This window comes from Streptomyces sp. NPDC020875 (genome assembly GCF_040641415.1).
Taxonomy (GTDB): Bacteria; Actinomycetota; Actinomycetes; order Streptomycetales; family Streptomycetaceae; genus Streptomyces.
Map to the genome: position 1 here is coordinate 14,964 of NZ_JBFADP010000042.1, position 26,677 is coordinate 41,640.

Below are 26,677 nucleotides of genomic sequence, written 5' to 3' on the forward strand. Positions count from 1 at the left end.
CGTCGCTTGGTGTAGACCATCTTCCTCGCCTCTCGTCGGTGGGTCCCCGGGGGAACTCCCGGTGATGTCCGGGACGGGACCCGTCGTCATGATGACCCACCCATATCGCCACCGCGACCACATTTACGACGTCCTTTGCCGGTGATCCCCGCATTCGGCACGCGGGGACTCCGGGACGGAGCCGGAAACTCTCCGTGACGAAGGGGTGAATCCGTTCGGTCGCCTCAGCGGTCGCCGGGGTGGCCGAACAGTTCCAGAAGCTCTGTCTTCCCAAACATTCGCGCGGTATCCACGGCGGAGGGCGTTCCGGCCCCGGGATCGGCCCCGTGGGCGAGCAGCACGCGGACGACCTCGTCCTCGCCCTTGAAGACGGCTCCGGCCAGCGGGGTCTGGCCCCGGTCGTTGACGCGGTCGGGCGCGGCACCCCGGGCGAGCAGCGCCTCGACGGCGGCGGAGTGCCCGTGATAGGCCGCGAGCATCACCAGGGTGTCGCCCCGGTCGTTGGTGAGGTCGGCGGGGACTCCGGCGTCGACATACGCGGCGAGCGCCTCGGTCTCCCCGCGGCGCGCCAGGTCGAAGACCTTGGTCGCGAGTTCGACCACGTCCGGGTCGGGGGACTCACTCATCGCGGGGACCGCCTTTCACTCGTCGGTGCCGTTCGGCGCGGCCGGCGTGTGTGCCGTCTCCGGCTCCGCCGACCTGGGCGTACGGCGGGAACAGCCGTACGAGCGACGGACAGCGTACTGCCCGTACGCCCGGTGCCGTCCCGGCGGTCGCCGGGACGGCCGCGATTCCGCCGACCGGTCGCGCCGTCCGGCTGCCGGGGTCCGGCCCGATCACCGGTTACAGATGGTTTGTCCGCTACTTTGGTGAACATTCCAGCTTTTCACCCTTTTGCACCTTTAATCACATATGCACTTCCTGTGAGGCTGGAAGTACTCAAGGTGACTGTCCCCTCACCCAGGAGAACATCATGATCCTCTCCATCTCGGGCGTGGTCCTGCTCGCGATCATCGTCTTCCTCTTCTTCAAGAAGGACGGCCTCAAGGCGTCCCACGCGCTGGTCTGCGCCCTCTTCGGCTTCTTCCTCGCGGGCACCGCCATCGCGCCCAGCATCACCGCGGGCAGCCAGAGCCTGGCCAGCCTGCTGGGCGGCATCAAGTTCTGATCCGCCGAGGCCGTTGTCACCGTCAGCCCCGCCTTCGAGGACCCCCAGGATCAGGAGTACGACGTGGCCCCGCGACCACTCACCCGCATCATGAGCAGCGGAACCGCGCGGCTCACCCGGAGCCGGGAGCTGGCCCGCTCGGCCGGTGCCGGGGCCACGGACGTGCTCCATCCGCTGATCGTCCTCTCCCGGGGGCTGCGGGAGCTGACGGGCGCGGCCCGGCGGCGCTGGGCCGACACCCCCAAGGAGAAGCGGGGTCCCGCCCTCTTCTTCGCGGGTGCCGGGGTGCTGCTGGTCGCGTTCGTCCCGTACGGACCCCTTTCGGCCCTGATCGCGCTGATGGCCGCCGCCGCCTGGAAGGGGCGGGCGCCCGCGCCCGTCGACAAGGGGCCGGACGAGGCGGAGACCGGACGGCTCCAGGCCCTCTACGAGGCTCTGGTGCCGTACTTCGCCGTCCCCGACGACCCGGCTCCGCTGTTCGCCCCCGGCGGCCGGTGGGAGAGCGCCTTCTCCGACGCGGCCTTCGACGACGCCGGACGGCTGACGGCGCTCCGGATCCGCTACCCGGCCTACTTCACCGACGGCGAGGCCGCGTCCCGGGCCCGGGTGGAGCAGGTGCTGTACGCCAAGTCGGGCCGGGACCGCGAGTACCGGTTCGGCTGGGACGAGGAGGGCAACGAGCTGACCCTCGGCGTCCTCGCGCCGCTGCCGACGACCGTCGTGGCCCAGCACTTCGTCACCGCCCCCGGGGAGACCGTCCTCGGCTTCACCGACGAGGGCGCGGTCCGGCGGACCCTGCCCGTCCGGGACCGGGACGCCTCCGGCGACGGTGAGGGCGACGGCGTACGGGACGCCCCGCCGGTGATCTGGCGGACCGGCCCCCGCTCGGCCGAACCGCACCTCCTGGTGGCGGGCGAACCCGGCGGCGGCGCCTCGACCCTGCTGCGGTCGATCGCCGTCCAGGCGCTCCGGCACGGCGGTGACGTCCTCGTCGTGGAGGGCGGCGGTACGGGCGAGTACGCGTTCCTGGCCGGCCGGGTGGGCGTGGTGGGCGTCGAGTGCTCCCCCGACGGCGCGGCCGAGGCGCTCGACCGGGCGGCCCGGGAGACCGAGCGGCGGCTGATCTCCGCCAACCGGGCCCGGCAGGCCGGGCTGCCCGCGCCCACCGACACCCGGCGGCCGCTGTGGATCCTGGTGGACCGGCCGTCGGCCCTGGCGCATCCGGCCGCCGCCGACGGGCGCCCCGACCCGCAGGAGCTGCTGCACATCCCGCTGCGGCACGGCCGGGCGGCCGGGGTGATCGTGGTGGTGGCCGAGCAGGCGGACCGTCTGGACTCCCTCACCGACGCGGTACGCGATCACACCCGGGCCCGGGTGGCGCTCGGTCGCCTGACGGCCGGCCGGATCGCCGAGGTCCTGGGCGAGGGGCCGCCGTCGACCCCGCTCGCGCAGGTCCCGCCGGGGCGCGGCTACGCCCGGCTGGGCACCGGTCCCGTACTGCGGATGCAGGTACCGGAGACCCCGGACCCGTACGACGACGCGACCGACGAGACCAGCCGCGAGGCCGTACTGGAGCTGCTGCCGGAACGCCATGACGAACTGCCGGACCAGGACCAGGACCGGGACCAGGAACCGGAGCCGGAGCCGGGCGATCGTCCACGGATCCCGGCGGCACTCCCGGCGGACGGCTGACGACGCCTCGGACGGCCGCCCGTACGGGTCGTCGGGCGGCCTCCCGTACGGGTCCGAACGCCCGGGACGCACACACGCAGTCGCCGGTCCCCGGACCGCGGGTGGCCGCTCGCGCGGTTCCCGCGCCCCTCGACACCGTCACCCGAGCCCGCGCGCAGGCATCCAGAGGCCGGACCGCACCCTCGCGCACCGGCGCGGCCGGACCATCGCCGGCCGGCCGCCCGAGGTCCCGTCAGGCCACGAAGGTCCGCTGCGGCTCCGTGCCCGTCGTGCCGCCGCGTTCCACCAGGCGGGCCGCCGCCGCCAGCCGGGTCGCGGCCTCGTCGGCGACGGGCCCGGTGACCGTGAACGGCAGCCGTACGAACCCCTCGAAGGCCCCGTCGACACCGAACCGGGGCCCGGACGGCACCCGGATGCCCACCCGCTCCCCCGCCTCCGCGATCCGGGAACCCGACAGTCCGCCGGTCCGCACCCAGAGCGTCAGCCCGCCCGCGGGCACCGTGAATTCCCACTCCGGCAGTTCGCGGCGGACCGCGGCGACCAGTGCGTCCCGGTTCTCCCGGGCCTGGGTCCGCCGGACGGCGACCGCCTCCTCCCAGCCACCGGTCCGCATCAGCCAGTTGACGCCGAGCTGCTCCAGGACGGGGGTGCCCAGGTCGGCGTAGGCGCGGGCGGCGACGAGGGAGCGGATCACATCGGGAGCGGCCCGGACCCAGCCGATCCGCATCCCCGCCCAGAACGCCTTGCTGGCCGAGCCCACGGTCACCACCGTGCTGCCTGCCGGGTCGAAGGCGCAGACCGGCCTGGGCCGGTCGGTCCCCTCGTCGAGCCGTAGCTCGGTCATGGTCTCGTCCACCACGAGTACGGTCCCGGCGGACCGGGCCGCCTCCACGAGTCCGCGCCTCCGCTCCTCGTCGGCGAGCGCGCCGGTGGGGTTGTGGAAGTCGGCGACGACGTACGCCAGCCGGGGCGCGGCCTCCCGCAGCACCTGCCGCCAGCGGTCCAGATCCCAGCCGCCGAGCCCCTCCAGCATCGCCACCGGGACCAGCCGGGACCCGGCCTCGCGCATCAACTGGAGGATGTTGGCGTACGACGGGGACTCCACGGCGACCCGCTCGCCCCGCCCCGCGAAGAGATGGCAGAGCGCGTCCATGGCACCCATCGCGCCGGTGGTCACCATGATCTGTTCGGGCATGGTGGGGATTCCGCGGGCCGTGTACCGCTCGGCGAGCAGCTGCCGCAGGACGGGGATGCCCGCCGGGTAGTCGCCGTGGGTGTGGGCGTACGGCGGCAGCTCCTCCAGGGCGCCCTGTATCCCCCGGGTGAGCCAGGGCTCGGGGGCGGGGAGGGCGGCGCAGCCGAGGTCGATCATGGAGCCGAGGGCTTCGGGCGGCAGGGGTTCGAGGCCGCGCGCGGGCAGTGGATTGCCTGCCGGTACGGCGGTCCAGCTCCCGGATCCCCGGCGGGACTCCAGGAAGCCCTCGGTGCGCAGCGCCTCGTAGGCGGCGGCGACGGTGGTCCGGCTGACGGCCAGCGCCAGGGCCAGCTCCCGCTCGGCGGGGAGCCGGGCGGCGACCGGGACGCGGCCCTCCAGGACGAGGACGCGGATCCCGTCGGCGAGGGCCCGGTAGGCGGGCGGCTTGCGGGTGCCGGGCCCGGCCGGGCGGGGCTGCTGGGCGGCGAGCTGACGGGCGAGCTGGGCCGCTCCTACGGCAGAAGTCCACCGAGACAAGGAAATCAGTCCACCTTCCGCGAATTGGCCATGGCTGGCATCCAGCCCATGGCCACAGGGTGACATAAGTCAGTCCACTGAGACCAGGAGGGGGCCAACCGTGTCCACCGAGCCCGCGCCCGAGGAAACCCGGCGGCATGCCCCCGCCGATCGCCGGAACGTTCCCGCCGACGGGCGGGCGCCCTCGGCCGAGACCGGCGGCACGGCGGACGGTACGGCCGGGGCGCCGCCCGCCCCCGGGAGCAGACGGCTCGCCCGCCGGCTGACCCAGCTCTACGCCGGACTGGTGCTGTACGGCGTCAGCTGCGCGCTGATCCTCCGCGGCGGGCTCGGCCTCGAACCGTGGAACGTCCTCCACCAGGGGCTCTCCGAGCGCACCGGGCTCTCCATGGGCGTGGTGATGACCGCGGTCGGCGCCCTGGTGCTGCTGCTGTGGATCCCGGTCCGGCAGCGCCCGGGGCTGGGCACGGTCTCCAATGTGGTGGTGATCGGCTTCGTCATGGACGGGGCGCTGATGGTGCTGCCGGAGCCGGAGGGCCTGGCCGTACGGATCCCGGTGATGGTCGCCGGGATCGTCCTGAACGGGGTGGCGACGGGCCTCTACATCGCGGCCCGGTTCGGTCCGGGGCCCCGGGACGGCATCATGACCGGACTGCACCGGGCGACGGGGCTGTCGATCCGGCTGGTGCGGACGATCGTCGAGGTGACGGTGGTCACCACCGGTTTCCTGCTCGGCGGCACGGTCGGCGTCGGCACGATCGCCTACACCCTGGCCATCGGCCCGCTGGCCCAGTTCTTCCTCCGGATCTTCGCCGTTCCCGAGCCGGACGCCCCTGGCCGGGTCGTGGCCGGGGGCACCCCGGGCCGGGTGATACTGCGGCGGTGACCAGCGTGCCCCCGCCCCGGACCCATCCGTATCTCGACCACCCCTCGGTGGTGCCGTTCGCGCACCGGGGCGGGGCGGCCGACGGCCTGGAGAACACCCTCAGCGCCTTCCGGCGCGCCGCCGCCCTCGGCTACCGCTGGTTCGAGACCGATGTCCACACCACCGCCGACGGCCGTCTGGTCGCCTTCCACGACGAGACGCTGGACCGGGTCACCGACGCCCGGGGGCGGATCGCCGAGCTGCCCTGGTCCGAGGTGCGGCGGGCCCGGGTGGGCGGGGTCGAGCCGCCGGTGCTGCTGGAGGAGCTGGTGGAGGAGTTCCCCGAGGCCCGGTGGAACGTCGATCTGAAGGCCGGGTCGGCGGTGGAGCCGCTGGTGGAGCTGGTCCGGCGGGCGGATCTGTGGGACCGGCTCTGCGCGGGCTCGTTCTCGGAGGGCCGGATCGCCGCAGCGGCCCGGCTTGCGGGCCCCCGGCTGGCGACGTCGTACGGCGTCGGGGGCGTCGTCGGACTGCGGCTGCGGTCGCTCCGGATCCCGGCGCCGCTGCGGCCCGGCGCGGTCTGCGTCCAGGTCCCGGAGTACCGGGGCGGGGTCCGGGTGGTGGACCGCAGGTTCGTCGCCGAGGCCCGGCGGCGGGGGCTGAAGGTCCATGTCTGGACGGTGAACGACCCCGTCCGGATGCGGGCCCTGCTCGACCTGGGCGTGGATGGCATCATGACCGATCATCTGGAGACGCTGCGCGCGGTGCTGACCGAACGGGGAGCCTGGGTCTGATCCGCCGCGTCCGCGCCACGAGAGACGAGGGGGCGCGGCATGGTCGCCGAGATCACGGAACCGGCGGGCCACGGCGGCGAGGACGGCGACGGAAGCGGGGGCGGGAACGGCGGCCCGGACCGGCGGGAGCTGGCCCGGCAGCGGCACGGCTGGTACTTCTACGACTTCGCCTGCTCCGTCTACTCCACCAGCGTCGTCACCGTCTTTCTGGGGCCGTATCTGACCGAGGTCACCAAGACGGCGGCCGGGGCCGACGGCTATGTCCACCCCCTGGGAATACCCGTCCGGGCCGGTTCCCTCTTCGCCTACGCCGTCTCCGTGTCGCTGGTGCTCGCGGTGGTGCTGATGCCGCTGGCGGGCGCCTGGGCGGACCGCACGGGCCGGAAGAAGCCGCTGCTGGCGGCCTCCGCCTATATCGGGGCCGCCGCGACGACCGGCATGTTCTTCCTCGACGGGGACCGCTATCTGCTGGGGGCGGTGCTGCTGATCGTCGCCAATGCCGCGCTCGCGGTCTCGATGGTCCTCTACAACTCCTATCTGCCGGAGCTGGCGGAGCCCGCCGAACGGGACGCGGTCTCCTCCCGGGGCTGGGCCTTCGGCTACACCTCGGGCGCCCTGGTCCTGGTCCTCGATCTGGTGCTGTACGGGAACCACGAGGGCTTCGGCCTTTCGGAGTCGGAGGCGGTACGGATCTGCCTCGCCTCGGCCGGGCTCTGGTGGGGCGCGTTCACCCTGATCCCGCTGCGACGGCTGCGGGACCGGCGGATCCCGCCCGGGGAGCGGGCCGCGGGCGCGGGCGGGCTGCGGCAGCTCGCGGCCACCCTGCGGGACATGCGGCGGCATCCGCTGACGCTCTCGTTCCTGCTGGCGTATCTCGTCTACAACGACGGCATCCAGACCGTGATCTCCCAGGCGTCGGTCTACGGCCAGGAGGAGCTGGATCTCGGCCAGACGACGCTGATCGTGGCGGTCCTGCTGGTGCAGGTACTGGCCGTGGCGGGGGCGCTGGGGATGGGGCGGCTGGCCCGGCGGTACGGGGCGCGGCCGGTCGTCCTCGGCTCGCTCGCCGTCTGGACCCTGATTTTGGCGGCGGCCTACTTCCTGCCCGCCCGGGCCCCGGTCTGGTTCTTCGGTCTCGCGGCGGCGATCGGCCTGGTCCTGGGCGGCAGCCAGGCGCTGTCCCGGTCCCTCTTCTCCCATCTGGTGCCGCGCGGCAAGGAGGCCGAGTACTTCTCCGCGTACGAGCTGAGCGACCGGGGGCTGAGCTGGCTGGGACCGCTCGTCTTCGGTCTCGCGTACCAGCTGACCGGGAGCTACCGGGACGCGATCCTCTCCCTGGTGGCCTTCTTCGCGATCGGTTTCGTCCTGCTGGCGAGGGTGCCGCTGCGGCGCGCGGTGGCCGCGGCGGGCAATCCCGTACCGGACCGGATTTAGACCTTGAAGTGAAAGGCCGGTAGTGTACGCGTTTGGCCTGCCAGGCGGACCGTTACTGCGCACGGTGAAAGCGACATCACTGGGTGACACTTTCTGCCAGATGTGACAAACCGGGCGTCGGCGGGTACCCCAACACGGGGGAAGCAGCGGCACGACGGGCGACGCATGACCCGGAACGGGAATCTTTACGGCCGACCGGACGTTGACCGGATGACGACGACAGCGACACCTGTCCTGTGGGCGACAAGCCCGGGAGGCACGATTCATGAGTGAGCGAGCTCTCCGCGGCACGCGACTCGTGGTGACCAGCTACGAGACGGACCGCGGCATCGATCTGGCCCCGCGCCAGGCGGTGGAGTACGCATGCCAGAACGGACATCGTTTTGAGATGCCGTTCTCGGTGGAGGCGGAAATTCCGCCGGAGTGGGAGTGCAAGGCGTGCGGCGCCCAGGCACTCCTGGTGGACGGCGACGGCCCCGAGGAGAAGAAGGGCAAGCCCGCTAGGACGCACTGGGACATGCTCATGGAGCGGCGGACCCGCGAGGAGCTGGAGGAGGTCCTGGCCGAGCGGCTGGCGGTCCTGCGCTCCGGCGCCATGAATATCGCGGTGCATCCGCGGGACAGCCGGAAGTCCGCGTGAGTCCGTCCGTCCGGATCGTCTGACGGTACGGACGGATAGCTCGGCCGGCTTCCGCGACCATCGAAACGCCCGCGGGCCGGGTCACCTGAAGGTGACCCGGCCCGCGGGCGTTTTCCGTGCACCTACGTGCGGGGGCTCCCGTACGGGATCCGCTCACATCTGGGCGCGGTCCGCCGCCCGGACGCCACCGGGGCCGTACGTCCGGGAGAGCGGCTCACGGCCCCGCTCCCCGGATCGCGGGGCAGACAGCCGGAGACGCCTGCCCCCGCCACCGCGGACCTGAGGGGCGCAGCCGCGCGACCCGCCACGAACCCGACCGGTCGGCCCGGCGACCGCCTACGGTCGCCGGGCCGGCCGGTCGTATTCACCCAAGACGCCCTACGGGCGCTCGTCGGGGCGGATGACCCGGCCCTCGATGATCTTCGGGGGGCCGTCGGCGTCCTCCGGCCGGGCGGACGGGCTCGCCGGGGCCGGGTCGACGACCTCGCCCGGTACCACCTTGCCGTCGGGACGGTGGATCCTGGCCTGGTTGAAGGCGTCGCCGATCGTGCCCGGCGCGGCGGCCCGCATCCGGCGCTCCACCGACCGTTCGAGGGACCGGCTCAGCGCCTTGCGCACCGGCGGCACCAGCAGCACCAGACCGAGGGCGTCGGAGGCGAACCCGGGGGACATGATCAGCACCCCGGCGAGCATCAGAAAGCCGTTGCCCGAGGATTCCGGCGCCTTCGCCGGGTCCGCCCCGGGCTGCTGGGCCCGCTGCAGGGTCTCGCTGAGGTTCCGGAAGGCGTTGCGGCCCGCCCGCTTGACGATCGCCGCTCCGGCCACGGCCTGGGCGATCAGCAGCGCGAACAGCGGGAGTACCCCGATCGCCCCGCCGACCAGGATCAGCAGCCAGATCTCCAGCGCCAGCCAGCCGAGCGCGGCCAACGGGAGCAGCCTGCGGAAACGTGAGCTCTGGGGTGCCGTCGGGGGCACGGAACCGGTCGTCATGACCCCAGTGTGCCTGGGCGGGCGCCGCTCCGGCACGGCCGGGTGATCTTCGACCGGCTCCCGGGCCGCCGCCCGCCCGTACGAGCCCGACGGATCCCGACGAGTCCCGAGGGGCCCCCGCGCCCCGTACGGGCCGTTCCGGCCGGGGCGGGCGCCCGGAGCGGGTCAGGGCGCCGACCGGCCCCGGAAACGGTTCGCCCGGTCCGACAGGCCCCAGCCCGCGACCCGCCACAGCGCCTCGACGGCGATGTCCCGGTTCATCTTGGAGTCGCCCAGCTCCCGCTCGACGAAGGTGATCGGGACCTCGACCACGTGATACCCGGCGGCCACCGCCCGGCGGGCCAGATCGACCTGGAAGCAGTAGCCCTGGGACGCGACCTCGGAGAGCCCGAGGCCGCGCAGCGTCTCGGCCCGGAAGGCGCGGTAGCCGCCGGTGACGTCCCGGATGGAGATGCCGAGGAGCAGCCGGGAGTAGGTACTGCCGCCCCGGGAGAGGAATTCGCGGTACTTCGGCCAGTTCACCACCCGGCCGCCGGGGACCCAGCGCGAGCCGAGTACGAGATCGGCGCCCTTGAGCGCGGTCAGCAGCCGGGGCAGTTCCTCGGGCTGGTGGGAGCCGTCGGCGTCCATTTCGATCAGTACGCCGTAGTCGTGCTCCAGGCCCCAGGAGAAGCCCGCGAGGTAGGCCGCGCCCAGGCCCTCCTTGCCCTTGCGGTGGAGCACATGGACCTGTTCGTCCTCGGCCGCCAGCTCGTCGGCCAGCTTTCCGGTGCCGTCGGGGCTGTTGTCGTCGGCGACCAGCACGTCCGCGTCCGGGACCGCGGCCCGGACCCGGGACACGATCTTCTTGATGTTCTCCGCCTCGTTGTAGGTCGGAATGATCACCAAGGCTCGGCCGAGTGGCCCGTACCGCCTCTGGACCCCGCGGTCCGTAGCGCCCTCGTTCACTGCTGCCCCTTCATGTCGTGCACAGGGACCCACCTTAGCGATCGCGGGGCGGCGGGCAGCGGCGGCTCGGGATATGGGGTGTCGGGAAAGGGCCGCCGGGGCGCCTCGGGGGCGGCGGACGGTGCCGGAGGCGAGGGCCGGACGGATCGGGGACCGGCGTCCTTCGGGCCGACCTGGGACCCGCTGGCTGCGGATCGACCGAGAGCCGTTGTCTACTGAACGCCGGACCCCTATCCGGGTCACACCTGCCGACCGGCTGAAACCTTCCCTCGCCCCCGAGGCGCGGGCGCTGGACCTGGCTCCCAGTGGCAGCGCTCCGGTGCGGTGCGCTGCCCCATGGCCCAGCGGCGTTCGAGACGTGTGTGGATGCTCGTCCGGTCGGACGTCCTGTGGTGGACTCGGCCGAACCTACCCGCCCCTGGGCGCTCCGTGTCAACAGTCGTGCGATCTGGGCGGTTTGCCCAATTCACCCGACCGGCACCGCAGACCCGCAGGTAGCGGCGGAGAGCCCGGAGGGCCGGGCCGTTGAGCGAAATGTCCGGACGTCACCCATTGAGACGATCGAAGATGATTTGTCCGGACACAACTGTACGAAGACAGAACGGCAGTTCGGCACCGGGGGTCAGGTCCGGCAGCCCCGGGGTGCCGGAGCGGGGGTCGGTGGACCAGCGTGCCACCCGGTCGTCGGGGGCCTGGACCACCAGGTCGCCGGTCCGCCAGACGGCGTAGTCGGCGGGCGCCCCGGGGACCAGGGTCCCCGCGTCGTCCCGGCCGACGGCCCGCCAGCCGCCCCGGGTGTGGGCGGTGAAGGCGGCCCGGACCGAGATCCGGTGCTCGGGCGTCCGGTGGAAGGCGGCGGCCCGGACCGTACCCCACGGGTCCAGCGGGGTCACCGGGCTGTCCGAGCCGAGCGCGAGCGGCACCCCGGCGCGCAGCAGGGCGGCGTACGGGTTGAGGGTGCGGGCCCGTTCGACGCCGAGCCGTTCGGCGTACATGCCCTCGTCGCCGCCCCAGGCGGCGTCGAAGGCGGGCTGGACGGAGGCGGTGAGCCCGAACTCGGCGAAGGCCGCGATGTGTTCGGGGGTGAGCATTTCGGCGTGTTCGACCCGGTGGCGGGCGGCCCTGATCCGGGCGGTGCCCAGCCGGTCGGCGGCGGCCCGTACGCCGGTCACGACGGCGGTGAGCGCGGCGTCGCCGATGGCGTGGAAGCCGGCCTGGAGCCCGGCCTCGGTACAGGCGGCGACATGGGCTGCGATCGCGGCGGCGTCGAGGTGGGCCTTACCGGTGTGATCCGCGTCGGCGTAGGGGGCGTGCAGACAGGCCGTGTGGGAGCCGAGGGAGCCGTCGGCGAAGAGGTCACCGGCCGCGCCCAGGGCGCCCAGGGCGCGGATCCGTTCGGCGTCCTTCGCGTCCGCGACGGGTTCGGCCCAGTAGCCGACGACCCGGGGGGCGGGGCCGTCGGCGGCGAGGGCGAGCAGTCCGGTGAGGTCGGCCTCGGAGGAGATCTCGGGCCCGGCGCACTCGTGGAGGGTGCCGATGCCGAGGGCGGCGGCCCGGTCGAGGGCGGCGCGCTGGGCGGCCGTCCGCTGGGCGGGGGTGACGGCCGCGTGGGCGGCGGCGCGTACGGCGTGGTGGGCGGCGTCGGTGAGGGGGGCCTCGGGGTGGTAGCCGGTCAGCCCGGTGACGCCGGGGACCAGGTCGAGGAGGGCGGTGGTGGCGACGGCCGAGTGGACGTCGACCCGGGGCAGATAGAGCGGCCGCCCGCCGGTCGCCTCGTCGAGTTCGGGCCGGGACGGCGGCCGCCGCTCGGGCCAGCGGGCCGCGTCCCAGCCGCCGCCGAGCAGGACCGCGTCGCCCGGGTGGGCGGCGGCGTGCTTCCGTACCAGCGCCAGCGCGTCGGCGAGGGACGCGGCGCCCGACAGGTCGAGTCCGGTGAGCGCGAGCCCGGTGGCCGTCGTGTGCACATGTGCGTCGGTGAACGCCGGGGTGACGAGCGCTCCGGCGAGGTCGACGGTCTCGTCGACGCCGTCGGTGAAGGCGTCGGCCGCCCCCTCGGAGCCCACCCAGGCGATATGGCCCCGCTCGACGACCATCGCCGTGGCGAAGGGGTCGGCGGGGCTGTGGACCTCGCCGCCGCGCAGCAGAACGGTCCGCTCGGAAACATCGGGAGCGCCGGGAACGGGGGCGGTGCGATCACTCATGGCGCCCAGCCTAGGCCGTGTCCGGAAAGCGACGCCGCACGCCCGGGGGGGGCGGGCGGACGGGGGGTCAGAGGCTCGGGGGGCGGGCTTCGTAGGGAGTCGAGAGGACGACCGTCGTCCGGGTGGAGACCCCGGCGAGGGTACGGATCCGGGTGAGGAGGTTCTCCAGGCCGGTCGGGGTGGCGACCCGGACCTTGAGGATGTAGTTCTCGTCGCCCGCGACGCTGTGGCACGCCTCGATCTCCGCGACGCCCGCGAGGCGTTCGGAGATGTCGTCCGGCGCGCTCGGGTCGAAGGGCTTGACCGAGATGAACGCCGTCAGCGGCAGCCCGACGGCCTCCGGGTCGACGACGGCCGCATAGCCCCGGATGACACCCCGCTGCTCCAGACGGCGGACCCGCTGATGCACCGCCGAGGTGGACAGGCCGGTGGCCTTGCCCAGGTCGGTGTAGCTCATCCGCCCGTCCTTGACGAGCAACTCGACGATCTGACGATCCAGCTCCTCCATGCGCATCAACTTAATTGCCCGCGGGGGTTCCGGCACACCGCTCGGCGGCCCGGCGGGCCCGGCGACCTATCGATGTGACGAACGCCACAGGATTGGAATGGTCTTGACCGTAACCGGATGGTTATCCACCACTGCGGATGGGAAGTGCTTGGTGTGGTCGAGGCCACACGAGCCAGGTTGGCCCACCCGAGGGGGAGATTCTCCATGCAGAGTGTCAAGAACAGTGTTCGTACCGAACCGGAGCCCGTTGATCCGGCCGAGACGGCCGGGTCCGCGGAGTCCGGGAGGGCCGCCGAGCCGGACGAGGTGAACGCGTACGAGACCTTCGAGATGTTCCGGGTCGTCTGCCCGGACTGCGCGCAGCCGATCGCGCTGCTCGCCGACGAGGACGTACTGCCCGAGCACGCCCTCTGCCCCACCCCCTGGAACCCCTTCGGACTGACCGTGTGCGCGGGCACCGGCCGGTCGTCCGCCGAGGCGCGCTCGGCCGACGAGGACCCGGAGCCCCAGGAGCAGGAGATGGGTCTGCTGCTGACCCTCCCCCAGGGGCTCGACTGGCGGATGCAGCCCTTCTCGCACGTCGGCGGCCCCGGGTCGCGACCGCTGCGCAGGCTGCCCGCGATGCGCGACCGCGCGGCCTGATCCCGGCCGCCACGACGGCGCCGGGCGCCCGCTCCACGGACCGGGGCGCCCCGCCACCACCGGGACCGGGCGGACCACCGCCCGGCCGTTCGGCAGGGGCAGGCCGACAGCCCGCCCCTCCCCTCCTCAGCCGGTCTCGGGACCGGTGAGATGACGGGCGATCACCATCCGCTGGATCTGGTTGGTCCCCTCCACGATCTGCAATGCCTTCGCCTCGCGCATGTACCGCTCGGCGGGGAAGTCCGCGGTGTAGCCGTAGCCGCCCAGTACCTGCACGGCGTCGGTGGTGACGCTCATCGCCGCGTCCGTACAGAAGAGTTTGGCCATCGCCGCCTGCCGGGAGTAGGGCCGTCCCGCGTCCCGGAGCCGGGCGGCGGTCAGATACAGCGCGCGGCCCGCCTCCACCTTGGTCGCCATATCGGCGAGCAGGAACCGCATTCCCTGGAAGTCCGCGATCGGCCGGCCGAACTGGCGGCGTCCGGCGGCATAGCCCACCGCCTCGTCCAGCGCGGCCTGGGCGATCCCGACGGCACAGGCGGAGATCCCCAGCCGACCCGCGTCCAGCGCCGCCAGGGCGATCCCGAACCCCTGCCCCTCGTCGCCGATCCGGCGGCTGTCGGGGACCCGGACGCCGTCGAAATTGAGCTGGGCCGTGGGCGACCCCTTCATCCCCATCTTCCGTTCCGGGGCGGCCGGTACGAGCCCCTCGGCCCCGCCGGGGACCAGGAAGGCCGTGATCCCCCGGGCACCGGGGCCGCCGGTCCGGGCGAAGACGGTGTGGAAGTCGGCGATCCCGCCGTGGGTGATCCACGCCTTGGTACCGGTGATCACCCAGTCGTCGCCGTCGCGCTCGGCCCGGGTGCGCAGGGACGCGGCGTCCGAACCCGAGGACGGCTCGGAGAGGCAGTACGCGCCCAGCAGACCGCCGCCCAGCATCGCGGGCAGCCACTCCGCCCGCTGCTCCTTGGTGCCGTATCCGGCGAGGGCGTGGCAGGCCAGCGAATGGACGCTGACGCCGAGGCCGACGGTGAGCCTGGCCGCCGCCAGCTCCTCCAGAACCTGGAGATAGACCTCGTACGGCTGCTCCCCGCCGCCGTACTCGGCACCGTACGGGAGGCCGAGCAGTCCGGATTCGGAGAGCAGGGCGAAGGTGTCGCGCGGGAACTGCCCGGCGTCCTCCTCGTCGGCGGCGCGCGGGGCGATCTCCCGCCGGGCGATCTCACGGGCCAGGGCGATCAGCTCCCCGGCCTCCTCGGTCGGCAGCTGACGTTCCACCGGCTGCGGGGCACGGTCGGACATAGCGCGCTCTCCTCCCTGTCGGGCGCTGCGGTGCCACGCGTCGACGGGTGTGCGCGCGCCACCGTTTTCTGCCGTGCCGATGCTGCCTTCCCGGATCGCGGAAAGGCCCCATGTCGGCGGTCGGCGCGTTGAGTATGCCCGATCAGCGCACCGCCGTCACCGGGTGATTTCCCGGCCGGGATACGACCGCGAAATCACCCGGTGACGACGGCGGCCGAGTGCTGTCAGAGCAGGCCCAGCCGGGTGACCAGAACGGCGACGAGGACGACCAGCGTCCAGCCGAGGATCTGCTCCAGCAGATCGGCCCGGTCGCCGGGGCCGCCGGTCCGGGCGCGGGCGGCCGGGGCGGTGGACGGGGAGGGTACGGAGGCGGCGGCAGCGGTCATGGCGGTCCCACTCGGTCGGTCGGCTCGGACATACGCCCCGGATCCGGTACGAAGCACCCCGGAACGTTGCGACCACAGTGCCATCCGGGCCGCGCGACGGCAGTGACCTGGGTCTCGTCACCGCGTCGCCCGGCCCCCGGGCGGCACGGGCTCAGTGGATGCCGTGGGCGGCCAGGGCCCGGCGCTGGGCGGGGGTGGGCCGCTCGGGCCAGAAGAGGTAGCAGACCCCGCCCGTTCCACTTCTGACCCGGCCGTTGGCGTCGTAGCGCTTGGTACGGAGCCAGATGTTCTCCCACTCCCGGCGGCGGTAGACCCGGCGGACGGCGGGGTTGTCGTCGGACGCCGGGTCGTTGGCGATCACATCGCCGTCGGGGGTGAAGCCGATGACGGTCATCAGATGGCCCGCGGTGCCGTAGCCCGCGCCGGTCAGCTCCTCCGCGCGGAAGGACTGGGAAGTGATGGCGGGGATCCCGGTCCGGACCAGGCGCTCCAGTTCGGTGACCGAGCCGAGCCGGGTGACCACGGCGTTCAGACCGGGGTAGGTCGCGGCGTAGGCGGCGTTGAAGGGCCAGTTGCCGCAGCCCTGGTACTGGTAGTCGTAGGTGAACCGGGCCGCGTGGCAGATCTGCGGATCGTCGTAGGCCGGGTTCACCCAGGCCAGTTCGTCCGCGGTGGGCTTGCGGCCCCAGTACTCGATGATCATCTGGGCGGAGGTGGGGCTGCACCATGCCTCGCCGCCGTTGTCGTACTCGGGGTAGCGGCCGATGTGGATGTTCTGGGAGTACCTCGGTACGGCCAGCTCGCGGGCCGGTCCCGGGGTGGTCTCCGGGACGGTGAAACGATCCGGCACAGCGGAGGCCATCGCGCCCAGCCGCCAGACCGTGGGGGTGGCCCGGCTGTCCGGCCTGCGATGGAGGGTGAGCCGCAGCCGGTACGCCACCAGCCGGGTACCGCTCGCCGCGTCGTCCACGGAGAGGGTGTCGGTCCAGACGGTGGCCCGGCCGTCGGTCTGGCCGTCGACGGAGGTACGGCGGATGTCGCCGTCGCCCGCCGCCCAGCGGCCCAGGACGAACCACGGGGTCTCGGCGCCGTCGGCGTAGGTACCGCGGAGTTCGACCGTGAGCCAGGTCCCGGCCGGGGTGTGGGCGTTCCAGGACGGGACGATCTCGGTCGCCGGTACGTCGGGGCGGTGCTCGGGCGAGACCCAGACCGCGTACTCCCAGGGCTCGGTTCGCCCGGTGTGCGGATCGGTGTAGTCGGCGACCCCGGCGGGCCGGCCGAACGCGACACCGGGGCGGCGGCCCGCGACGACCCGGACTCCGTCGGCCTCCCCGCAGCGCCAGTCGGTGTAGGAGGTCCAGAAGCGGTTGTCCACGAGCCGGGCCGACCGCGCGGGGGCGGCGGGGGACCCGGGGGCGGTGGACGGCGTGGGCAGGGCCGCGGCCCGGGTGGCGGCGGTGAAGGCCCCCGCGCCGGCGGCGGCCGCGATCGCGGCGCCCAGCACGGTCCTGCGCGTGGTGGCTCTGGCCATGGTGACCCCCAAGTCGGACGCGCCGCCGGAGACGACGCTGACGAACGCCGGGACGGCCGGGCGGGAACGGAACCCGGAACGGTCGCCGGCGGAGCGGAAATCATCGGTGGACCGCCGGGGCTCCGGTGTCGGCGACCTCCGCCGGACCGGGCCCGCCGGACCGCGACGGGCCCACTATCACCCGGCCGCCGCCCCCGGGGCCAGCGTTCCGGAGCCCGGGCCGCGCACCAACATTGGTCGGACCACTGACGGCCCGTCCCCCGCCGCCCGACCCCTTTAGGCTGGACGCATGGATGACGCGCTGGACCGGCTGGCCGGGGAGGTGTACGCGGCGGAGCCCTCGTGCGGCCCGGTCCGGCTGATCGCGGTCGACGGCCACGCCGGATCCGGCAAGAGCACCTTCACCGGACGGTTCGCGGCGGCGCTCGCCGCCCGGGCGCCCGGCGGTACGGAGCCCCCGGTCGGGGTGCTCCACCTCGACGACCTCGCCAGTCACGAGGCGTACTTCGACTGGACCGGGCGACTGCTCGACCAGGTGATCGAACCCCTCTCGCGGGGCGTGAGCGCGCACTACGAGCCGTACGACTGGAATACGCGCCGCTTCACCGCCCCACGCGCCCTGCCGCCCTCCCCCGTGATCCTGATCGAGGGCGTCGGCGCGGGCCGGGCCGCGCTCCGGCCCCGGCTGGCCCGCCTCCTGTGGATGGAACGGGCGCCCGAGGAGTCCTGGCCCCGGGGCCGTGACCGGGACGGCATCGGACTTTCGGCCTTCTGGGACTCCTGGAGCGTGGCCGAGACCGGTCATTTCCTGGCCGATCCGTCCCGCCCCCATGCCGACACTCTGATACGGGAGTGCCATGAGGGATACCGGGTACTCCCGGGACCCTCCGCGACCGCATGAGAGCATCACTTCATCACATAGGGTGACCGCCGCTCCCGGTCGTACAAAGGTGTCGGGAATCCGCCTCACGAGTACCTGAACTCCGCTTGACCCAGGGGGTGTACAGGTCTTACGTTCTCAATGTGCGGCTTTCGAGCCGCCGCAGACGCGAAGCCCCCGGTTGTTCCCCCGTGATCGGGGGCTTCGTTCTGCCCTCGGCCGCCCCTCCCGCGCCCTCCGCCGCCCGAGTGCCCTAACCCTCGGTCACCGCCGCGCGATCGTCCCCGAGCCCTTAAGCCCGGTGACCGCGCGCGGGTACGATTCCCTCGCGTGGGACCGCTTCCCGTCCCCGTAGGTCGGCGTCGTCCGGCGCCGAGGCGGTTCAGTCGGTGTACTTATGGGGGACCTGATGGACCTCGGCACGCAGGGCGCTCCGGCCCCGGCCGATCTCGCCTGGGTACGCGGAGTGGACGCGTACACGATGGGCGCCTATCCCCAGGCCGAGGAGGAGTTCCGGGCCGCGGTCCGGCTCGACCCCGGCATGGCCGACGGCTGGCTCGGGCTGCACGCCCTGCGGGTCGACACCACCGACGCCCTGCTGCGGATGTACCGCGCCCGGGACCGCTTCGGCGAACAGCGCGCCCGCCACCGCCGGACTCTCAACTCCTGGTACTGGCTCGGCTGGTGGGTCCAGCCGGTGCTGGAGAGCCCGCGGGATCTGCTGCTGGCCCACGCCTCGCACTGGCTCGACGGCCGCCACGTACCGGAACTGGACCGTGCCCTCGCCGGACTGCCGCCGGTCGACACCGACCCCCAGGTGCGCTTTCTGCACGCCTGCCGGGCCTATCTGGTCAAGGACTGGGAGCAGTTGGTCCGGCATACCGAGCCGCTGGTGAACGATGCCCTGCTGGGGATCGAGGCGGGGCTCTTCGCCGGGATGGCCCGGGTCAGGCTGGAGATGTACGGCCAGGCCGAGCCGCTGCTGTCGACGGCGCTGATGCGCTGCCGCAGCGAGCAGCCGCAGCGCAAGGAGCTGCGGTACTGGCTGGCCCGGGCCCACGAGGGCACCGGCCGTACGGCGGCGGCCCTGCCGCTGTACCGGGCCGTGCACCGGGTCGATCCGGGCTTCATGGACACCTCCGCCCGGCTGGCGGCGATCGCCGAGTACGACGGGATGGACCCGCTGGATCCGCTGGGCGCCGACGGGGTCGCCACCGCCCTGGCCGCGGGTTACGACACCCCCTCCGGGGCCGGTCTCGCGGTCTCCCTCGCCGGATACGGGCCGGGGCCGGAGACGGCGGACACGGAGGCCGACGGAACCGCCCCGGACGGCGCCCGGCCGGGTACCGACCCGGCGGCGGCCCAGCCGTCCGGCACCGTCTCGTCCCCCTCGACCGCCCCGGGACCGCAGCCGCCGGGCGGCGCGCGGTCCGCTCCTGCCCCCGCTCCCCCGTACCTCTCGGGACCCACCGATCCGGCGCTGCTCGCCGAGGCGCTGGCCGAGCTGGAGCGCATGGTGGGGATGGAGCCGGTGAAGCGGCAGGTCAAAGCGCTCTCGGCGCAGCTGGAAATGGCCCGGCTGCGGGCCGACCAGGGGCTGCCCGTCCAGCCGCCGAAGCGGCACTTCGTCTTCTCGGGCCCCTCCGGGACCGGGAAGACCACGGTCGCCCGGATACTGGGCCGGGTCTTCTACGCGCTGGGGCTGCTCGGCGGCGACCATCTCGTCGAGGCCCAGCGTTCCGATCTGGTCGGCGAGTTCCTGGGCCAGACGGCGGTGAAGGCCAATGAGCTGATCGACTCGGCGCTCGGCGGGGTGCTCTTCGTGGACGAGGCGTACAGCCTCTCGAACTCCGGCTACGCCAAAGGCGACGCCTACGGGGACGAGGCGCTCCAGGTGCTGCTGAAGCGGGCCGAGGACAGCCGGGACCATCTGGTGGTCATCCTGGCGGGCTATCCCGAGGGGATGGACCGGCTGCTGGCTGCCAACCCGGGGCTGACGTCGCGGTTCACCACCCGGGTCGACTTCCCCTCGTACCGGCCGCTGGAACTGACCCGGATCGGTGAGGTACTGGCGGCCGAGAACGGCGACGAGTGGGACGAGGAGGCGGTGGAGGAGCTGCGCTCCATCTGCGGCCATGTGGTCGACCAGCGGTGGGTCGACGAGCTGGGCAACGGCCGCTTTCTGCGGACGCTCTACGAGAAGAGCTGCGCCTACCGGGATCTGCGGCTCTCCGGCTATCCGGGGACCCCCACCCGGGAGGATCTGTCGACGCTGCGGCTGCCGGATCTGATGCAGGCGTACGGCGAGGTGCTGTCGGGGCGCGGACCGCTGGACCGGGGCCCCGGGGAGCCGCCCGCGCCGTGAGCGGACGGCTCCCGGGGTCGTTCCCCGGTGATGCTTCAAGGGGTCGTACGGCTGCCTGAGCCCGGCGGCGTACGCGGGCGTACGGTCCGGGTCTCGGGGTCGTACGGTCACTCGGTCCCGGTGGTGCTCCTGGCCTCGACCAGGGCGCGCAGGGCGCGGGCGTCGGCGATGGCCTGCTCCCGGGCGATCCCGGGCTGGATGCCGAGGGCCGGGGCACTGCTGCCGTCGCTGAGGTCGAGGAAGACCCAGGGGTCGCCCCGGCGGAGATTGACCCGGACGATCTCGGCCCAGGCCAGCCTGCGGGTACGGGTGAAGTTGACGACGGTGACGCCCTCGTCGTCGGCGACCACCCTCGGGCGGGCCAGCAGCCAGAGCACGAAGAAGAAGCCCGCGGCGGTGGTGACGAAGCTGATCCGCTCCCCGAGGCTGAGCTTCTCCAGGACGAGACCGGTCCCGGCGATCACGGCGAACATCACCGCGCCGACGGAGAGCAGCACGATCCGGGTGCGGTGGGGCCGGAAGGTGACCGGGAGCGCGGGCGGCCCGGCGGGCCCGGCCGGGGCGGGGGCGGACGACGCGGATGCGGACATGGTCACGGAATTCCTCAGAGCCGGCAGGCGTGGATGGCGGTGGTGAGAATGGCGCGGGCGCCCAGTTCGTAGAGGTCGTCCATGATCCGCTGGGCCTCCTTGGCGGCGACCATCGAACGGACCGCGACCCAGCCCTCGTGGTGCAGCGGGGAGATCGTCGGGGATTCCAGACCGGGGGTGAGGGCGACGGCCTGCTCCAGGTGCTCGACCCGGCAGTCGTAGTCCATCATCACGTACGCGCGGGCGACCAGGACGCCCTGGAGGCGGCGGAGGAACTGCTGGATCTTGGGGTCGTCGGTGCCCGCGCCGCGACGGCGGATCACCACGGCCTCGGAGGTCATGATCGGGTCGCCGATCACCTCCAGACCGGCGTTCCGCAGCGATGTGCCGGTCTCCACCACATCGGCGATGATCTGGGCGACGCCCAGCTCGATCGCGGTCTCCACGGCGCCGTCGAGGTGGACGACGGAGGCATCGATACCGTTCTCCGCCAGGTGCCGGGCGACGATGCCCTCGTAGGAGGTGGCGACCGTCATCCCGCCGAAGTCCTGCGGGCCGCGGGCGGTACCGGGCCGGGTGGCGTAGCGGAAGGTGGAGCGGGCGAAGCCGAGTTCGAGGATCTCCTCGGAGTCGGCGCCGGAGTCCAGCAGCAGGTCACGGCCGGTGATGCCGATGTCGAGGCGTCCGGAGCTGACGTAGATCGCGATATCGCGCGGGCGGAGGTAGAAGAACTCCACCTCGTTCTCCGGGTCCACGAGTACCAGCTCTTTGGACTCCTTGCGCTGCTGGTAGCCCGCCTCATGGAGCATCGCCGCCGCGGGTGCGGACAGTGAGCCCTTGTTGGGGACGGCGATGCGCAGCATGGGATCGGCTTCCTTACGTGACGTACGGGATGACGGACTTCGAAACTTCAGGACTTCGGAACTTCAGCAGTTCGCGAGTTCGGAACTTCGGGAGTTCAGGAGAGGGGCACGGGTTCGGGTGAGCGGAACGGGCCGGGGGACGGTCCCCGGCCCGCCGGCGGGCGTGGGCCCGGCTCAGAGATGGGCGTAGACGTCGTCGAGGGAGATCCCCTTGGCCACCATCATCACCTGGACGTGGTAGAGCAGCTGGGAGATCTCCTCGGCGGCGGCTTCCTTGCTCTCGTACTCGGCGGCCATCCACACCTCGGCGGCCTCCTCGACGACCTTCTTGCCGATGGCATGGACGCCGTTGCCGACCAGTTCGGCGGTGCGGGAGGTCGCGGGGTCGCCGGTCGCCGCCTTCTGCTGCAGCTCGGCGAAGAGTTCTTCGAAGCTTTTGCGGGTCGTGTTCGCCATGATGGTCTCAGGGTACGGGGTCCGGGGTGCCGCTCAGCGCCAGGGTTCGCTCACCGAACGGAGCGTCGCGGCGGTGGCGACGGCGGCGGTCACGGCCTCGTGGCCCTTGTCCTCGCGGGATCCCGGCAGCCCGGCCCGGTCGAGGGCCTGCTCTTCGGTGTCGCAGGTCAGCACGCCGAAGCCGATGGGCACCCCGGTGTCGACGGAGACCTTGGTGAGGCCCTGGGTGACGCCCTGGCAGACGTAGTCGAAGTGGGGGGTGCCGCCGCGGATGACGACACCGAGGGCGACGACTGCGTCGTAGCCGCGGCCCGCGAGGACCTTGGCGACCACGGGCAGCTCGAAGCTGCCGGGGACCCGCAGCAGGGTGGGTTCGTCGATGCCCAGCTCCCGCAGGGCGCGCAGGGCGCCGTCGACGAGGCCGTCCATGACCTTCTCGTGCCACTGGGCCGCGATGACGGCGACCCGGAGGTCTCCGCAGTTCCGTACGGACAGTTCGGGTGCGCCCTTGCCGCTCACGCTTCTCCTCGGGAGGTCGGATGGATCGATCGGGTGGAACGGGTCATGCCTGTGGTGCGAGAGGTACTGATGGTTCGGCCGGTCCGGTGGGAACCGGTACCAGTGGAACCGATGGAGCCGGTGGTACGGAAGGGGTCACTGATTGCCGCAGGCGGAGACCGCGGAGGGGTCGAGCCAGGGCAGGTCGTGGCCCATCCGGTCGCGCTTGGTCCGCAGATAGCGCAGATTGTGCTCACCGGCCTGGACCGGCATCGGCTCCCGGCCGTGGACGGTGAGCCCGAGGCCGGTGAGGGCGCTGATCTTGTCGGGGTTGTTGGTCATCAGCCGCAGTCCGCGGACCCCGAGGTCGGCGAGGATCTCGGCCCCGGCGGCGTAGTCCCGGGCGTCGGCGGGGAGGCCGAGCTCCAGATTGGCGTCGAGGGTGTCGGCGCCGCGTTCCTGGAGTTCGTACGCGCGCAGCTTGGGCAGCAGCCCGATGCCGCGTCCTTCGTGGCCGCGGAGGTAGACCACGACGCCCCGGCCCTCGTCGGCGATCCGCCGCAGGGACTCCTGGAGCTGGGGGCCGCAGTCGCAGCGCAGGGAATGGAAGACGTCGCCGGTCAGGCATTCGGAGTGGACCCGGACCAGGACGTCGTCGGGGTCTTCGGAGAGATCGCCGTGGACCAGGGCGACGTGTTCGACGCCGTCGCGGACCGAGCGGTAGCCGTAGGCGGTGAACCGGCCGAAGGCGGTGGGCAGATCGACCTCGGCCTCCCGGAGGACGGTGGGTTCGGTGGCCTTGCGGTACGCGATGAGGTCCTCGATGGAGATGATCGTCAGGCCGTGCCGCCGGGCGAAGGGGATCAGCTCGGGCAGCCGCAGCATCACCCCGTCCTCACCGGCGATCTCCACGATCGCCCCGGCGGGGCGGAGTCCGGCGAGCCGAGCCAGGTCGATCGCGGCCTCGGTGTGGCCGGGGCGGGCGAGCACTCCCCCGGGCTTGGCCCGGAGCGGGAAGACATGGCCGGGGCGGACCAGGTCGGACGGTTCGACGGTGCCGGAGGCCAGCAGTTGCAGGGTGGTGGCGCGGTCGGCGGCGCTGATGCCGGTGGTGACGCCGTAGCGGGGCGCGGCGTCGACGGAGACGGTGAACGCGGTCTGCATCGACTCGGTGTTCCGCTCCACCATCTGCGGGAGGTCGAGCCGGTCGAGTTCGTCGCTCTCCATCGGGGCGCAGATCAGCCCCCGGCACTCCCGCATCATGAAGGCGACGACCTCGGGGGTGGCCTTCTCGGCGGCGATGACCAGATCGCCCTCGTTCTCCCGGCGCTCGTCGTCGACGACCACGACCGGGCGGCCCGCCGCGATCTCGCGGACGGCCTGTTCGACGGGGTCGAGGGCGAAGTCCTCGACATTGTCGGTGGAGTACCACGTGGGTGCCGGGATCATGCCGGTGTTCCTTCCAGTACGGGGGTGCGGGAGCGCAGCCACCAGTCGCGCAGTCCCCACAGGACGAGGGCGAAGTAGATCAGGTAGACCAGGCCGGAGAAGGCGAGCCCGCTGTTGAACGCGAGCGGTACGCCGACGATGTCGACCAGGAGCCAGGCGAACCAGAACTCGACCAGTCCGCGGGCCTGGGCGACCATCGCGACGACCGTGCCGACGAAGATGTAGGCATCGGCCCAGGGGCTCCAGGAGAGCGACGGGTAGAGGGTGAAGAGCCCGCCGACGGCGGCGGTGCCGACGGCCGCGCCGCCCGCGAGGAGGGCACGCTCGCGCCAGGTGGCGAAGCGGACCGCGACGGAGCCGTCGCGGGCCATCCGGTCGCCCCGGGTCCACTGCCGCCAGCCCCAGACGGCGACCGCGATCACCAGGAGCTGTTTGCCGACGCCGCCGGAGAGCTGGGCGGAGGCGTAGGCGGTGACGAGGACCGCGCCGGAGGCCAGCTGGGCGGGCCAGGTCCAGATGGAGCGGCGCCAGCCGAGGGCGAGGGCGACCAGGCCGATGACATTGCCGATCATGTCGGACCACATGATGGTCTGGCCGAAGGCGGTGAACGCCTCGGCGTTCAGCCAGGACGCGGTCATGGGGTGTTCTCCCCCGTTCCGGTACGGGCGCCGAGCAGCCGCTCGACGTATTTGGCGATCACGTCGACCTCCAGGTTGACCGGGTCGCCGGGGCCCTTCACTCCGAGGGTGGTCAGGGCGAGGGTGGTCGGGATGAGGCTGACGGTGAACCGGTCGTCACCCGCGTCGACCACGGTCAGGCTGACCCCGTCGACGGTGATGGAGCCCTTCTCGACGACATAGCGGGCGAGCTGGGCGGGGAGGGCGATCTCGACGGTCTCCCAGTGCTCGGACGGGGTGCGGGAGGTGATGGTGCCGACGCCGTCGACATGGCCCTGCACGATATGGCCGCCGAGCCGTCCGCCGACGGCCGTGGGGCGCTCCAGATTGACCCGGGCGCCGGGCTCCAGCGCGCCCAGGCTGGAGCGCTTCAGGGTCTCGGCCATCACATCGGCGGTGAACTCGCCGTCGGCGGTCGCGACGACGGTGAGGCAGACACCGTTGACGGCGATGGAGTCGCCGTGCCGGGCGCCGTCGGTGACGACCGGGCCGTGGAGCCGGAAGCGGGCGGCGTCGCCCAGGTGCTCGACGGCGGTGACCCGGCCCAGTTCTTCGACGATTCCGGTGAACACTCTCAGCGCTCCTTGGGTGTGGTGGCGGGCACGGCGGTGATCCGCAGATCGGGACCGATCCGGACGGCCTCGGTCATGTCGAGACGCAACGCGTCGGCGATCGTGCCGATTCCTCCGCCGGTGAGGGCGGCGGGGCCGGCGCCGAGGAGGACGGGGGCGAGATAGCCGACGACCCGGTCGACGGCGCCCGCCGCGACGAAGGCACCGGCGAGGGTGGGGCCGCCTTCGAGGAGGACGGAGCGGATGCCCCGCCCGTACAACTCGGTCAGCAGGGCCGGGACGGAGAGCCCGGTGCCGGTGTCGGCGGCCGGGAGCCGTACTACGTCAATACCGGTACCGGTGCCGGTGCCGGTGATCCGCCCGGTGTCGGCGTCCTCGGCGACGGCGATCAGGGTGGGCGCGGTGTCGTCGAGTACCCGGGCGCCGGGGCGGACGGTGGCCCGGCTGTCGAGGACGACCCGCAGCGGCTGGACGGCGCCGGGAACGCCGCGGACCGCGAGCTGGGGATCGTCGGCGGCGAGGGTGCCGGAGCCGACGACGACGGCGTCCGCCTCGGCCCGCAGCCGGTGGACATCTGCCCTGGCCTCGGGGGACGTGATCCAGCGGCTGGTGCGGTCCTCGGCGGCGATCCGGCCGTCGAGAGTGGCGGCGTACTTCCACAGCACATGGGGGCGGCCGGTACGGACGGCGGTGAGCCAGACCGTGTTCCCGTCCCGCGCCTCGGCTTCGAGCAGCCCTTCCTCGACCGTTATCCCGGCGGCCCGCAGGGTGGCGGCGCCGCCGGTGGCCAGCGGGGTGGGGTCGGGGACCGCGTAGACGACCCGGCGGATCCCGGCGTCGATCAGGGCGCCGGTACAGGGTCCGGTGCGTCCGGAATGGTCGCACGGTTCGAGCGTGACGTACGCCGTACCGCCACGGGCCAGGTCACCGGCGGCGGTGAGGGCGTGGACCTCGGCATGCGGTCCGCCCGCGCGCCGGTGGTAGCCCTCGCCGACGGTCCGGCCGGTGCCGTCCGTGACGACACAGCCGACGACGGGATTGGGGCTGGTGGAGCCGAGGCCGCGGGCGGCGAGCGCGATCGCTCGGCGCATGGCGGCGGTGTCGGCTGCGGTGACCACCGGGTCCTCCTGCCTCTCGGGCACGGACTCCGGGGCCTGTCGATGACGACAGAAGGACGCGCGGTCCTGTCGTGAAAACGGCCGCGCCGGGCCGTGGACGGACGACCACCGGCCCAGAAGCAGGGCGGCGATCAGCTCCGTACGGCCGACGGGCCCCGAAGGACCGCCCGCCGCGCACTGCCTCCCATCCGGACTTTCACCGTCGGTCCAGGAGTTTCACCTGGTCAACCGACCACTGGAGGTGGCCGGGTCGCGGACTTTAACCGCCGGCTCGGAATTGCACCGACCCCGGAGTGCGCTGCTGCTGATACAGGCCCCAGTGTGCCATGGGGCGCTATGGGCCGAATGGAGGATTCGCTGTGGCCTGACTCACAGGCGG

General features: G+C 72.9%; 26 protein-coding genes and 1 riboswitch. Of the genes, 9 read left to right on the forward strand and 17 right to left on the reverse strand.

The window, feature by feature from the left end:
* Window positions 1-224 precede the first annotated feature (224 nt).
* The gene (locus AB0G74_RS23490; RefSeq protein ID WP_361149461.1) at window positions 225-626 is read right to left on the reverse strand and encodes an ankyrin repeat domain-containing protein; all 402 of its coding nucleotides are present in this window, start codon (window positions 624-626) and stop codon (window positions 225-227) included.
* 347 nt (window positions 627-973) lie between these two features.
* Between AB0G74_RS23490 and AB0G74_RS23495 the strand changes: the two genes are divergently transcribed.
* On the forward strand, window positions 974-1,168 hold the full coding sequence (locus AB0G74_RS23495) for a hypothetical protein (protein WP_358824785.1): 195 nt from the start codon (window positions 974-976) through the stop codon (window positions 1,166-1,168).
* 63 nt (window positions 1,169-1,231) lie between these two features.
* On the forward strand, window positions 1,232-2,860 hold the full coding sequence (locus tag AB0G74_RS23500; RefSeq protein WP_361149464.1) for an ATP-binding protein: 1,629 nt from the start codon (window positions 1,232-1,234) through the stop codon (window positions 2,858-2,860).
* Window positions 2,861-3,092: 232 nt separating this feature from the next.
* Here AB0G74_RS23500 and AB0G74_RS23505 read toward each other — a convergent pair whose 3' ends face one another.
* On the reverse strand, window positions 3,093-4,592 hold the full coding sequence (locus AB0G74_RS23505; protein ID WP_361149467.1) for a PLP-dependent aminotransferase family protein: 1,500 nt from the start codon (window positions 4,590-4,592) through the stop codon (window positions 3,093-3,095).
* A gap of 262 nt (window positions 4,593-4,854) precedes the next feature.
* Here AB0G74_RS23505 and AB0G74_RS23510 point away from each other — a divergent pair, with 262 nt between their 5' ends.
* The 4 genes from AB0G74_RS23510 to AB0G74_RS23525 all read left to right on the forward strand — a co-directional run bounded on the left by AB0G74_RS23510 (window position 4,855) and on the right by AB0G74_RS23525 (window position 8,325).
* Window positions 4,855-5,478: a hypothetical protein gene (locus tag AB0G74_RS23510; protein WP_361149600.1), complete on the forward strand. Its 624-nt coding sequence runs from the start codon at window positions 4,855-4,857 to the stop codon at window positions 5,476-5,478.
* The gene (locus AB0G74_RS23515; protein WP_361149469.1) at window positions 5,475-6,251 is read left to right on the forward strand and encodes a glycerophosphodiester phosphodiesterase; all 777 of its coding nucleotides are present in this window, start codon (window positions 5,475-5,477) and stop codon (window positions 6,249-6,251) included. Before AB0G74_RS23510 ends, AB0G74_RS23515 begins: the two co-directional genes overlap by 4 nt.
* Window positions 6,252-6,290: 39 nt before the next feature.
* A complete protein-coding gene (locus AB0G74_RS23520; protein ID WP_361149472.1) occupies window positions 6,291-7,685 on the forward strand; it encodes an MFS transporter in 1,395 nt (464 codons plus the stop codon).
* 265 nt (window positions 7,686-7,950) lie between these two features.
* A complete protein-coding gene (locus AB0G74_RS23525; protein WP_003959706.1) occupies window positions 7,951-8,325 on the forward strand; it encodes an RNA polymerase-binding protein RbpA in 375 nt (124 codons plus the stop codon).
* 378 nt (window positions 8,326-8,703) lie between these two features.
* Here AB0G74_RS23525 and fxsA read toward each other — a convergent pair whose 3' ends face one another.
* The 4 genes from fxsA to AB0G74_RS23545 form a co-directional block, all read right to left on the reverse strand.
* Window positions 8,704-9,315 carry an FxsA family membrane protein gene (gene fxsA, locus AB0G74_RS23530; protein ID WP_361149473.1) on the reverse strand — a complete coding sequence of 204 codons (612 nt, stop codon included), beginning with the start codon at window positions 9,313-9,315 and terminating at the stop codon, window positions 8,704-8,706.
* Window positions 9,316-9,480: 165 nt separating this feature from the next.
* Window positions 9,481-10,263, reverse strand: coding sequence for a polyprenol monophosphomannose synthase (locus AB0G74_RS23535; protein WP_361149476.1), 783 nt, complete (start codon window positions 10,261-10,263; stop codon window positions 9,481-9,483).
* A gap of 545 nt (window positions 10,264-10,808) precedes the next feature.
* On the reverse strand, window positions 10,809-12,464 hold the full coding sequence (locus AB0G74_RS23540) for an amidohydrolase family protein (RefSeq protein WP_361149478.1): 1,656 nt from the start codon (window positions 12,462-12,464) through the stop codon (window positions 10,809-10,811).
* A gap of 67 nt (window positions 12,465-12,531) precedes the next feature.
* On the reverse strand, window positions 12,532-12,972 hold the full coding sequence (locus tag AB0G74_RS23545) for an Lrp/AsnC family transcriptional regulator (protein ID WP_361149481.1): 441 nt from the start codon (window positions 12,970-12,972) through the stop codon (window positions 12,532-12,534).
* 204 nt (window positions 12,973-13,176) lie between these two features.
* Between AB0G74_RS23545 and AB0G74_RS23550 the strand changes: the two genes are divergently transcribed.
* Entirely contained in the window at window positions 13,177-13,614 is a 438-nt protein-coding gene (locus AB0G74_RS23550; RefSeq protein ID WP_361149483.1) for a hypothetical protein, read from the forward strand.
* A gap of 126 nt (window positions 13,615-13,740) precedes the next feature.
* Here the strand turns inward: AB0G74_RS23550 and AB0G74_RS23555 are convergent, their stop codons facing one another.
* The 3 genes from AB0G74_RS23555 to AB0G74_RS23565 form a co-directional block, all read right to left on the reverse strand.
* The gene (locus AB0G74_RS23555; RefSeq protein ID WP_361149486.1) at window positions 13,741-14,913 is read right to left on the reverse strand and encodes an acyl-CoA dehydrogenase family protein; all 1,173 of its coding nucleotides are present in this window, start codon (window positions 14,911-14,913) and stop codon (window positions 13,741-13,743) included.
* Window positions 14,914-15,137: 224 nt separating this feature from the next.
* Window positions 15,138-15,299, reverse strand: coding sequence for an SCO1431 family membrane protein (locus tag AB0G74_RS23560; protein WP_361149489.1), 162 nt, complete (start codon window positions 15,297-15,299; stop codon window positions 15,138-15,140).
* A gap of 151 nt (window positions 15,300-15,450) precedes the next feature.
* Window positions 15,451-16,830: a peptidase C39 family protein gene (locus AB0G74_RS23565; protein ID WP_361149492.1), complete on the reverse strand. Its 1,380-nt coding sequence runs from the start codon at window positions 16,828-16,830 to the stop codon at window positions 15,451-15,453.
* Window positions 16,831-17,119: 289 nt separating this feature from the next.
* On the opposite strand from AB0G74_RS23565, the gene AB0G74_RS23570 reads away from it, so the two are divergent.
* Together AB0G74_RS23570 and AB0G74_RS23575 are read left to right on the forward strand one after the other, a co-directional pair.
* Window positions 17,120-17,731 carry a hypothetical protein gene (locus AB0G74_RS23570; RefSeq protein WP_361149494.1) on the forward strand — a complete coding sequence of 204 codons (612 nt, stop codon included), beginning with the start codon at window positions 17,120-17,122 and terminating at the stop codon, window positions 17,729-17,731.
* Between the two features lie 388 nt (window positions 17,732-18,119).
* Complete coding sequence (locus tag AB0G74_RS23575) at window positions 18,120-20,075, forward strand: AAA family ATPase (RefSeq protein WP_361149497.1); 1,956 nt, start codon at window positions 18,120-18,122, stop codon at window positions 20,073-20,075.
* A 107-nt stretch (window positions 20,076-20,182) separates the two neighbouring features.
* Here AB0G74_RS23575 and AB0G74_RS23580 read toward each other — a convergent pair whose 3' ends face one another.
* The 8 genes from AB0G74_RS23580 to ribD all read right to left on the reverse strand — a co-directional run bounded on the left by AB0G74_RS23580 (window position 20,183) and on the right by ribD (window position 26,298).
* Window positions 20,183-20,665: a PH domain-containing protein gene (locus tag AB0G74_RS23580; protein ID WP_361149499.1), complete on the reverse strand. Its 483-nt coding sequence runs from the start codon at window positions 20,663-20,665 to the stop codon at window positions 20,183-20,185.
* Between the two features lie 14 nt (window positions 20,666-20,679).
* Window positions 20,680-21,528, reverse strand: a complete 849-nt coding sequence (hisG, locus tag AB0G74_RS23585) for an ATP phosphoribosyltransferase (protein WP_361149502.1) — start codon at window positions 21,526-21,528, stop codon at window positions 20,680-20,682.
* A 174-nt stretch (window positions 21,529-21,702) separates the two neighbouring features.
* Window positions 21,703-21,984: a phosphoribosyl-ATP diphosphatase gene (locus AB0G74_RS23590; protein ID WP_358824813.1), complete on the reverse strand. Its 282-nt coding sequence runs from the start codon at window positions 21,982-21,984 to the stop codon at window positions 21,703-21,705.
* A gap of 33 nt (window positions 21,985-22,017) precedes the next feature.
* The gene (gene ribH / locus AB0G74_RS23595; RefSeq protein ID WP_361149505.1) at window positions 22,018-22,503 is read right to left on the reverse strand and encodes a 6,7-dimethyl-8-ribityllumazine synthase; all 486 of its coding nucleotides are present in this window, start codon (window positions 22,501-22,503) and stop codon (window positions 22,018-22,020) included.
* A 135-nt stretch (window positions 22,504-22,638) separates the two neighbouring features.
* Window positions 22,639-23,931 carry a bifunctional 3,4-dihydroxy-2-butanone-4-phosphate synthase/GTP cyclohydrolase II gene (locus AB0G74_RS23600; RefSeq protein ID WP_361149509.1) on the reverse strand — a complete coding sequence of 431 codons (1,293 nt, stop codon included), beginning with the start codon at window positions 23,929-23,931 and terminating at the stop codon, window positions 22,639-22,641.
* Window positions 23,928-24,569 (reverse strand): nicotinamide mononucleotide transporter family protein, encoded by a 642-nt coding sequence (locus AB0G74_RS23605; protein ID WP_361149512.1) that lies wholly within the window; start codon window positions 24,567-24,569, stop codon window positions 23,928-23,930. Before AB0G74_RS23605 ends, AB0G74_RS23600 begins: the two co-directional genes overlap by 4 nt.
* Entirely contained in the window at window positions 24,566-25,180 is a 615-nt protein-coding gene (locus AB0G74_RS23610) for a riboflavin synthase (protein WP_361149515.1), read from the reverse strand. The genes AB0G74_RS23605 and AB0G74_RS23610 overlap by 4 nt, the downstream gene beginning before the upstream one ends.
* Window positions 25,181-25,182: 2 nt before the next feature.
* Window positions 25,183-26,298, reverse strand: coding sequence for a bifunctional diaminohydroxyphosphoribosylaminopyrimidine deaminase/5-amino-6-(5-phosphoribosylamino)uracil reductase RibD (gene ribD, locus AB0G74_RS23615; protein WP_361149518.1), 1,116 nt, complete (start codon window positions 26,296-26,298; stop codon window positions 25,183-25,185).
* 170 nt (window positions 26,299-26,468) lie between these two features.
* Window positions 26,469-26,599, reverse strand: a riboswitch (FMN riboswitch).
* Between the last annotated feature and the right edge of the window lie 78 nt (window positions 26,600-26,677).

What these genes read in the sequence shown, in the direction of transcription:
- AB0G74_RS23490 (WP_361149461.1), bottom strand. Translation starts at nt 626, where the DNA reads ATGAGTGAGTCCCCCGACCCGGACGTGGTCGAACTCGCGACCAAGGTC.
- AB0G74_RS23495 (WP_358824785.1), top strand. Translation starts at nt 974, where the DNA reads ATGATCCTCTCCATCTCGGGCGTGGTCCTGCTCGCGATCATCGTCTTC.
- AB0G74_RS23520 (WP_361149472.1), top strand. Translation starts at nt 6,291, where the DNA reads ATGGTCGCCGAGATCACGGAACCGGCGGGCCACGGCGGCGAGGACGGC.
- AB0G74_RS23525 (WP_003959706.1), top strand. Translation starts at nt 7,951, where the DNA reads ATGAGTGAGCGAGCTCTCCGCGGCACGCGACTCGTGGTGACCAGCTAC.
- fxsA (WP_361149473.1), bottom strand. Translation starts at nt 9,315, where the DNA reads ATGACGACCGGTTCCGTGCCCCCGACGGCACCCCAGAGCTCACGTTTC.
- AB0G74_RS23540 (WP_361149478.1), bottom strand. Translation starts at nt 12,464, where the DNA reads ATGAGTGATCGCACCGCCCCCGTTCCCGGCGCTCCCGATGTTTCCGAG.
- AB0G74_RS23545 (WP_361149481.1), bottom strand. Translation starts at nt 12,972, where the DNA reads ATGGAGGAGCTGGATCGTCAGATCGTCGAGTTGCTCGTCAAGGACGGG.
- AB0G74_RS23550 (WP_361149483.1), top strand. Translation starts at nt 13,177, where the DNA reads ATGCAGAGTGTCAAGAACAGTGTTCGTACCGAACCGGAGCCCGTTGAT.
- AB0G74_RS23555 (WP_361149486.1), bottom strand. Translation starts at nt 14,913, where the DNA reads ATGTCCGACCGTGCCCCGCAGCCGGTGGAACGTCAGCTGCCGACCGAG.
- AB0G74_RS23560 (WP_361149489.1), bottom strand. Translation starts at nt 15,299, where the DNA reads ATGACCGCTGCCGCCGCCTCCGTACCCTCCCCGTCCACCGCCCCGGCC.
- AB0G74_RS23565 (WP_361149492.1), bottom strand. Translation starts at nt 16,830, where the DNA reads ATGGCCAGAGCCACCACGCGCAGGACCGTGCTGGGCGCCGCGATCGCG.
- AB0G74_RS23570 (WP_361149494.1), top strand. Translation starts at nt 17,120, where the DNA reads ATGGATGACGCGCTGGACCGGCTGGCCGGGGAGGTGTACGCGGCGGAG.
- AB0G74_RS23575 (WP_361149497.1), top strand. Translation starts at nt 18,120, where the DNA reads ATGGACCTCGGCACGCAGGGCGCTCCGGCCCCGGCCGATCTCGCCTGG.
- AB0G74_RS23580 (WP_361149499.1), bottom strand. Translation starts at nt 20,665, where the DNA reads ATGTCCGCATCCGCGTCGTCCGCCCCCGCCCCGGCCGGGCCCGCCGGG.
- hisG (WP_361149502.1), bottom strand. Translation starts at nt 21,528, where the DNA reads ATGCTGCGCATCGCCGTCCCCAACAAGGGCTCACTGTCCGCACCCGCG.
- AB0G74_RS23590 (WP_358824813.1), bottom strand. Translation starts at nt 21,984, where the DNA reads ATGGCGAACACGACCCGCAAAAGCTTCGAAGAACTCTTCGCCGAGCTG.
- AB0G74_RS23600 (WP_361149509.1), bottom strand. Translation starts at nt 23,931, where the DNA reads ATGATCCCGGCACCCACGTGGTACTCCACCGACAATGTCGAGGACTTC.
- AB0G74_RS23605 (WP_361149512.1), bottom strand. Translation starts at nt 24,569, where the DNA reads ATGACCGCGTCCTGGCTGAACGCCGAGGCGTTCACCGCCTTCGGCCAG.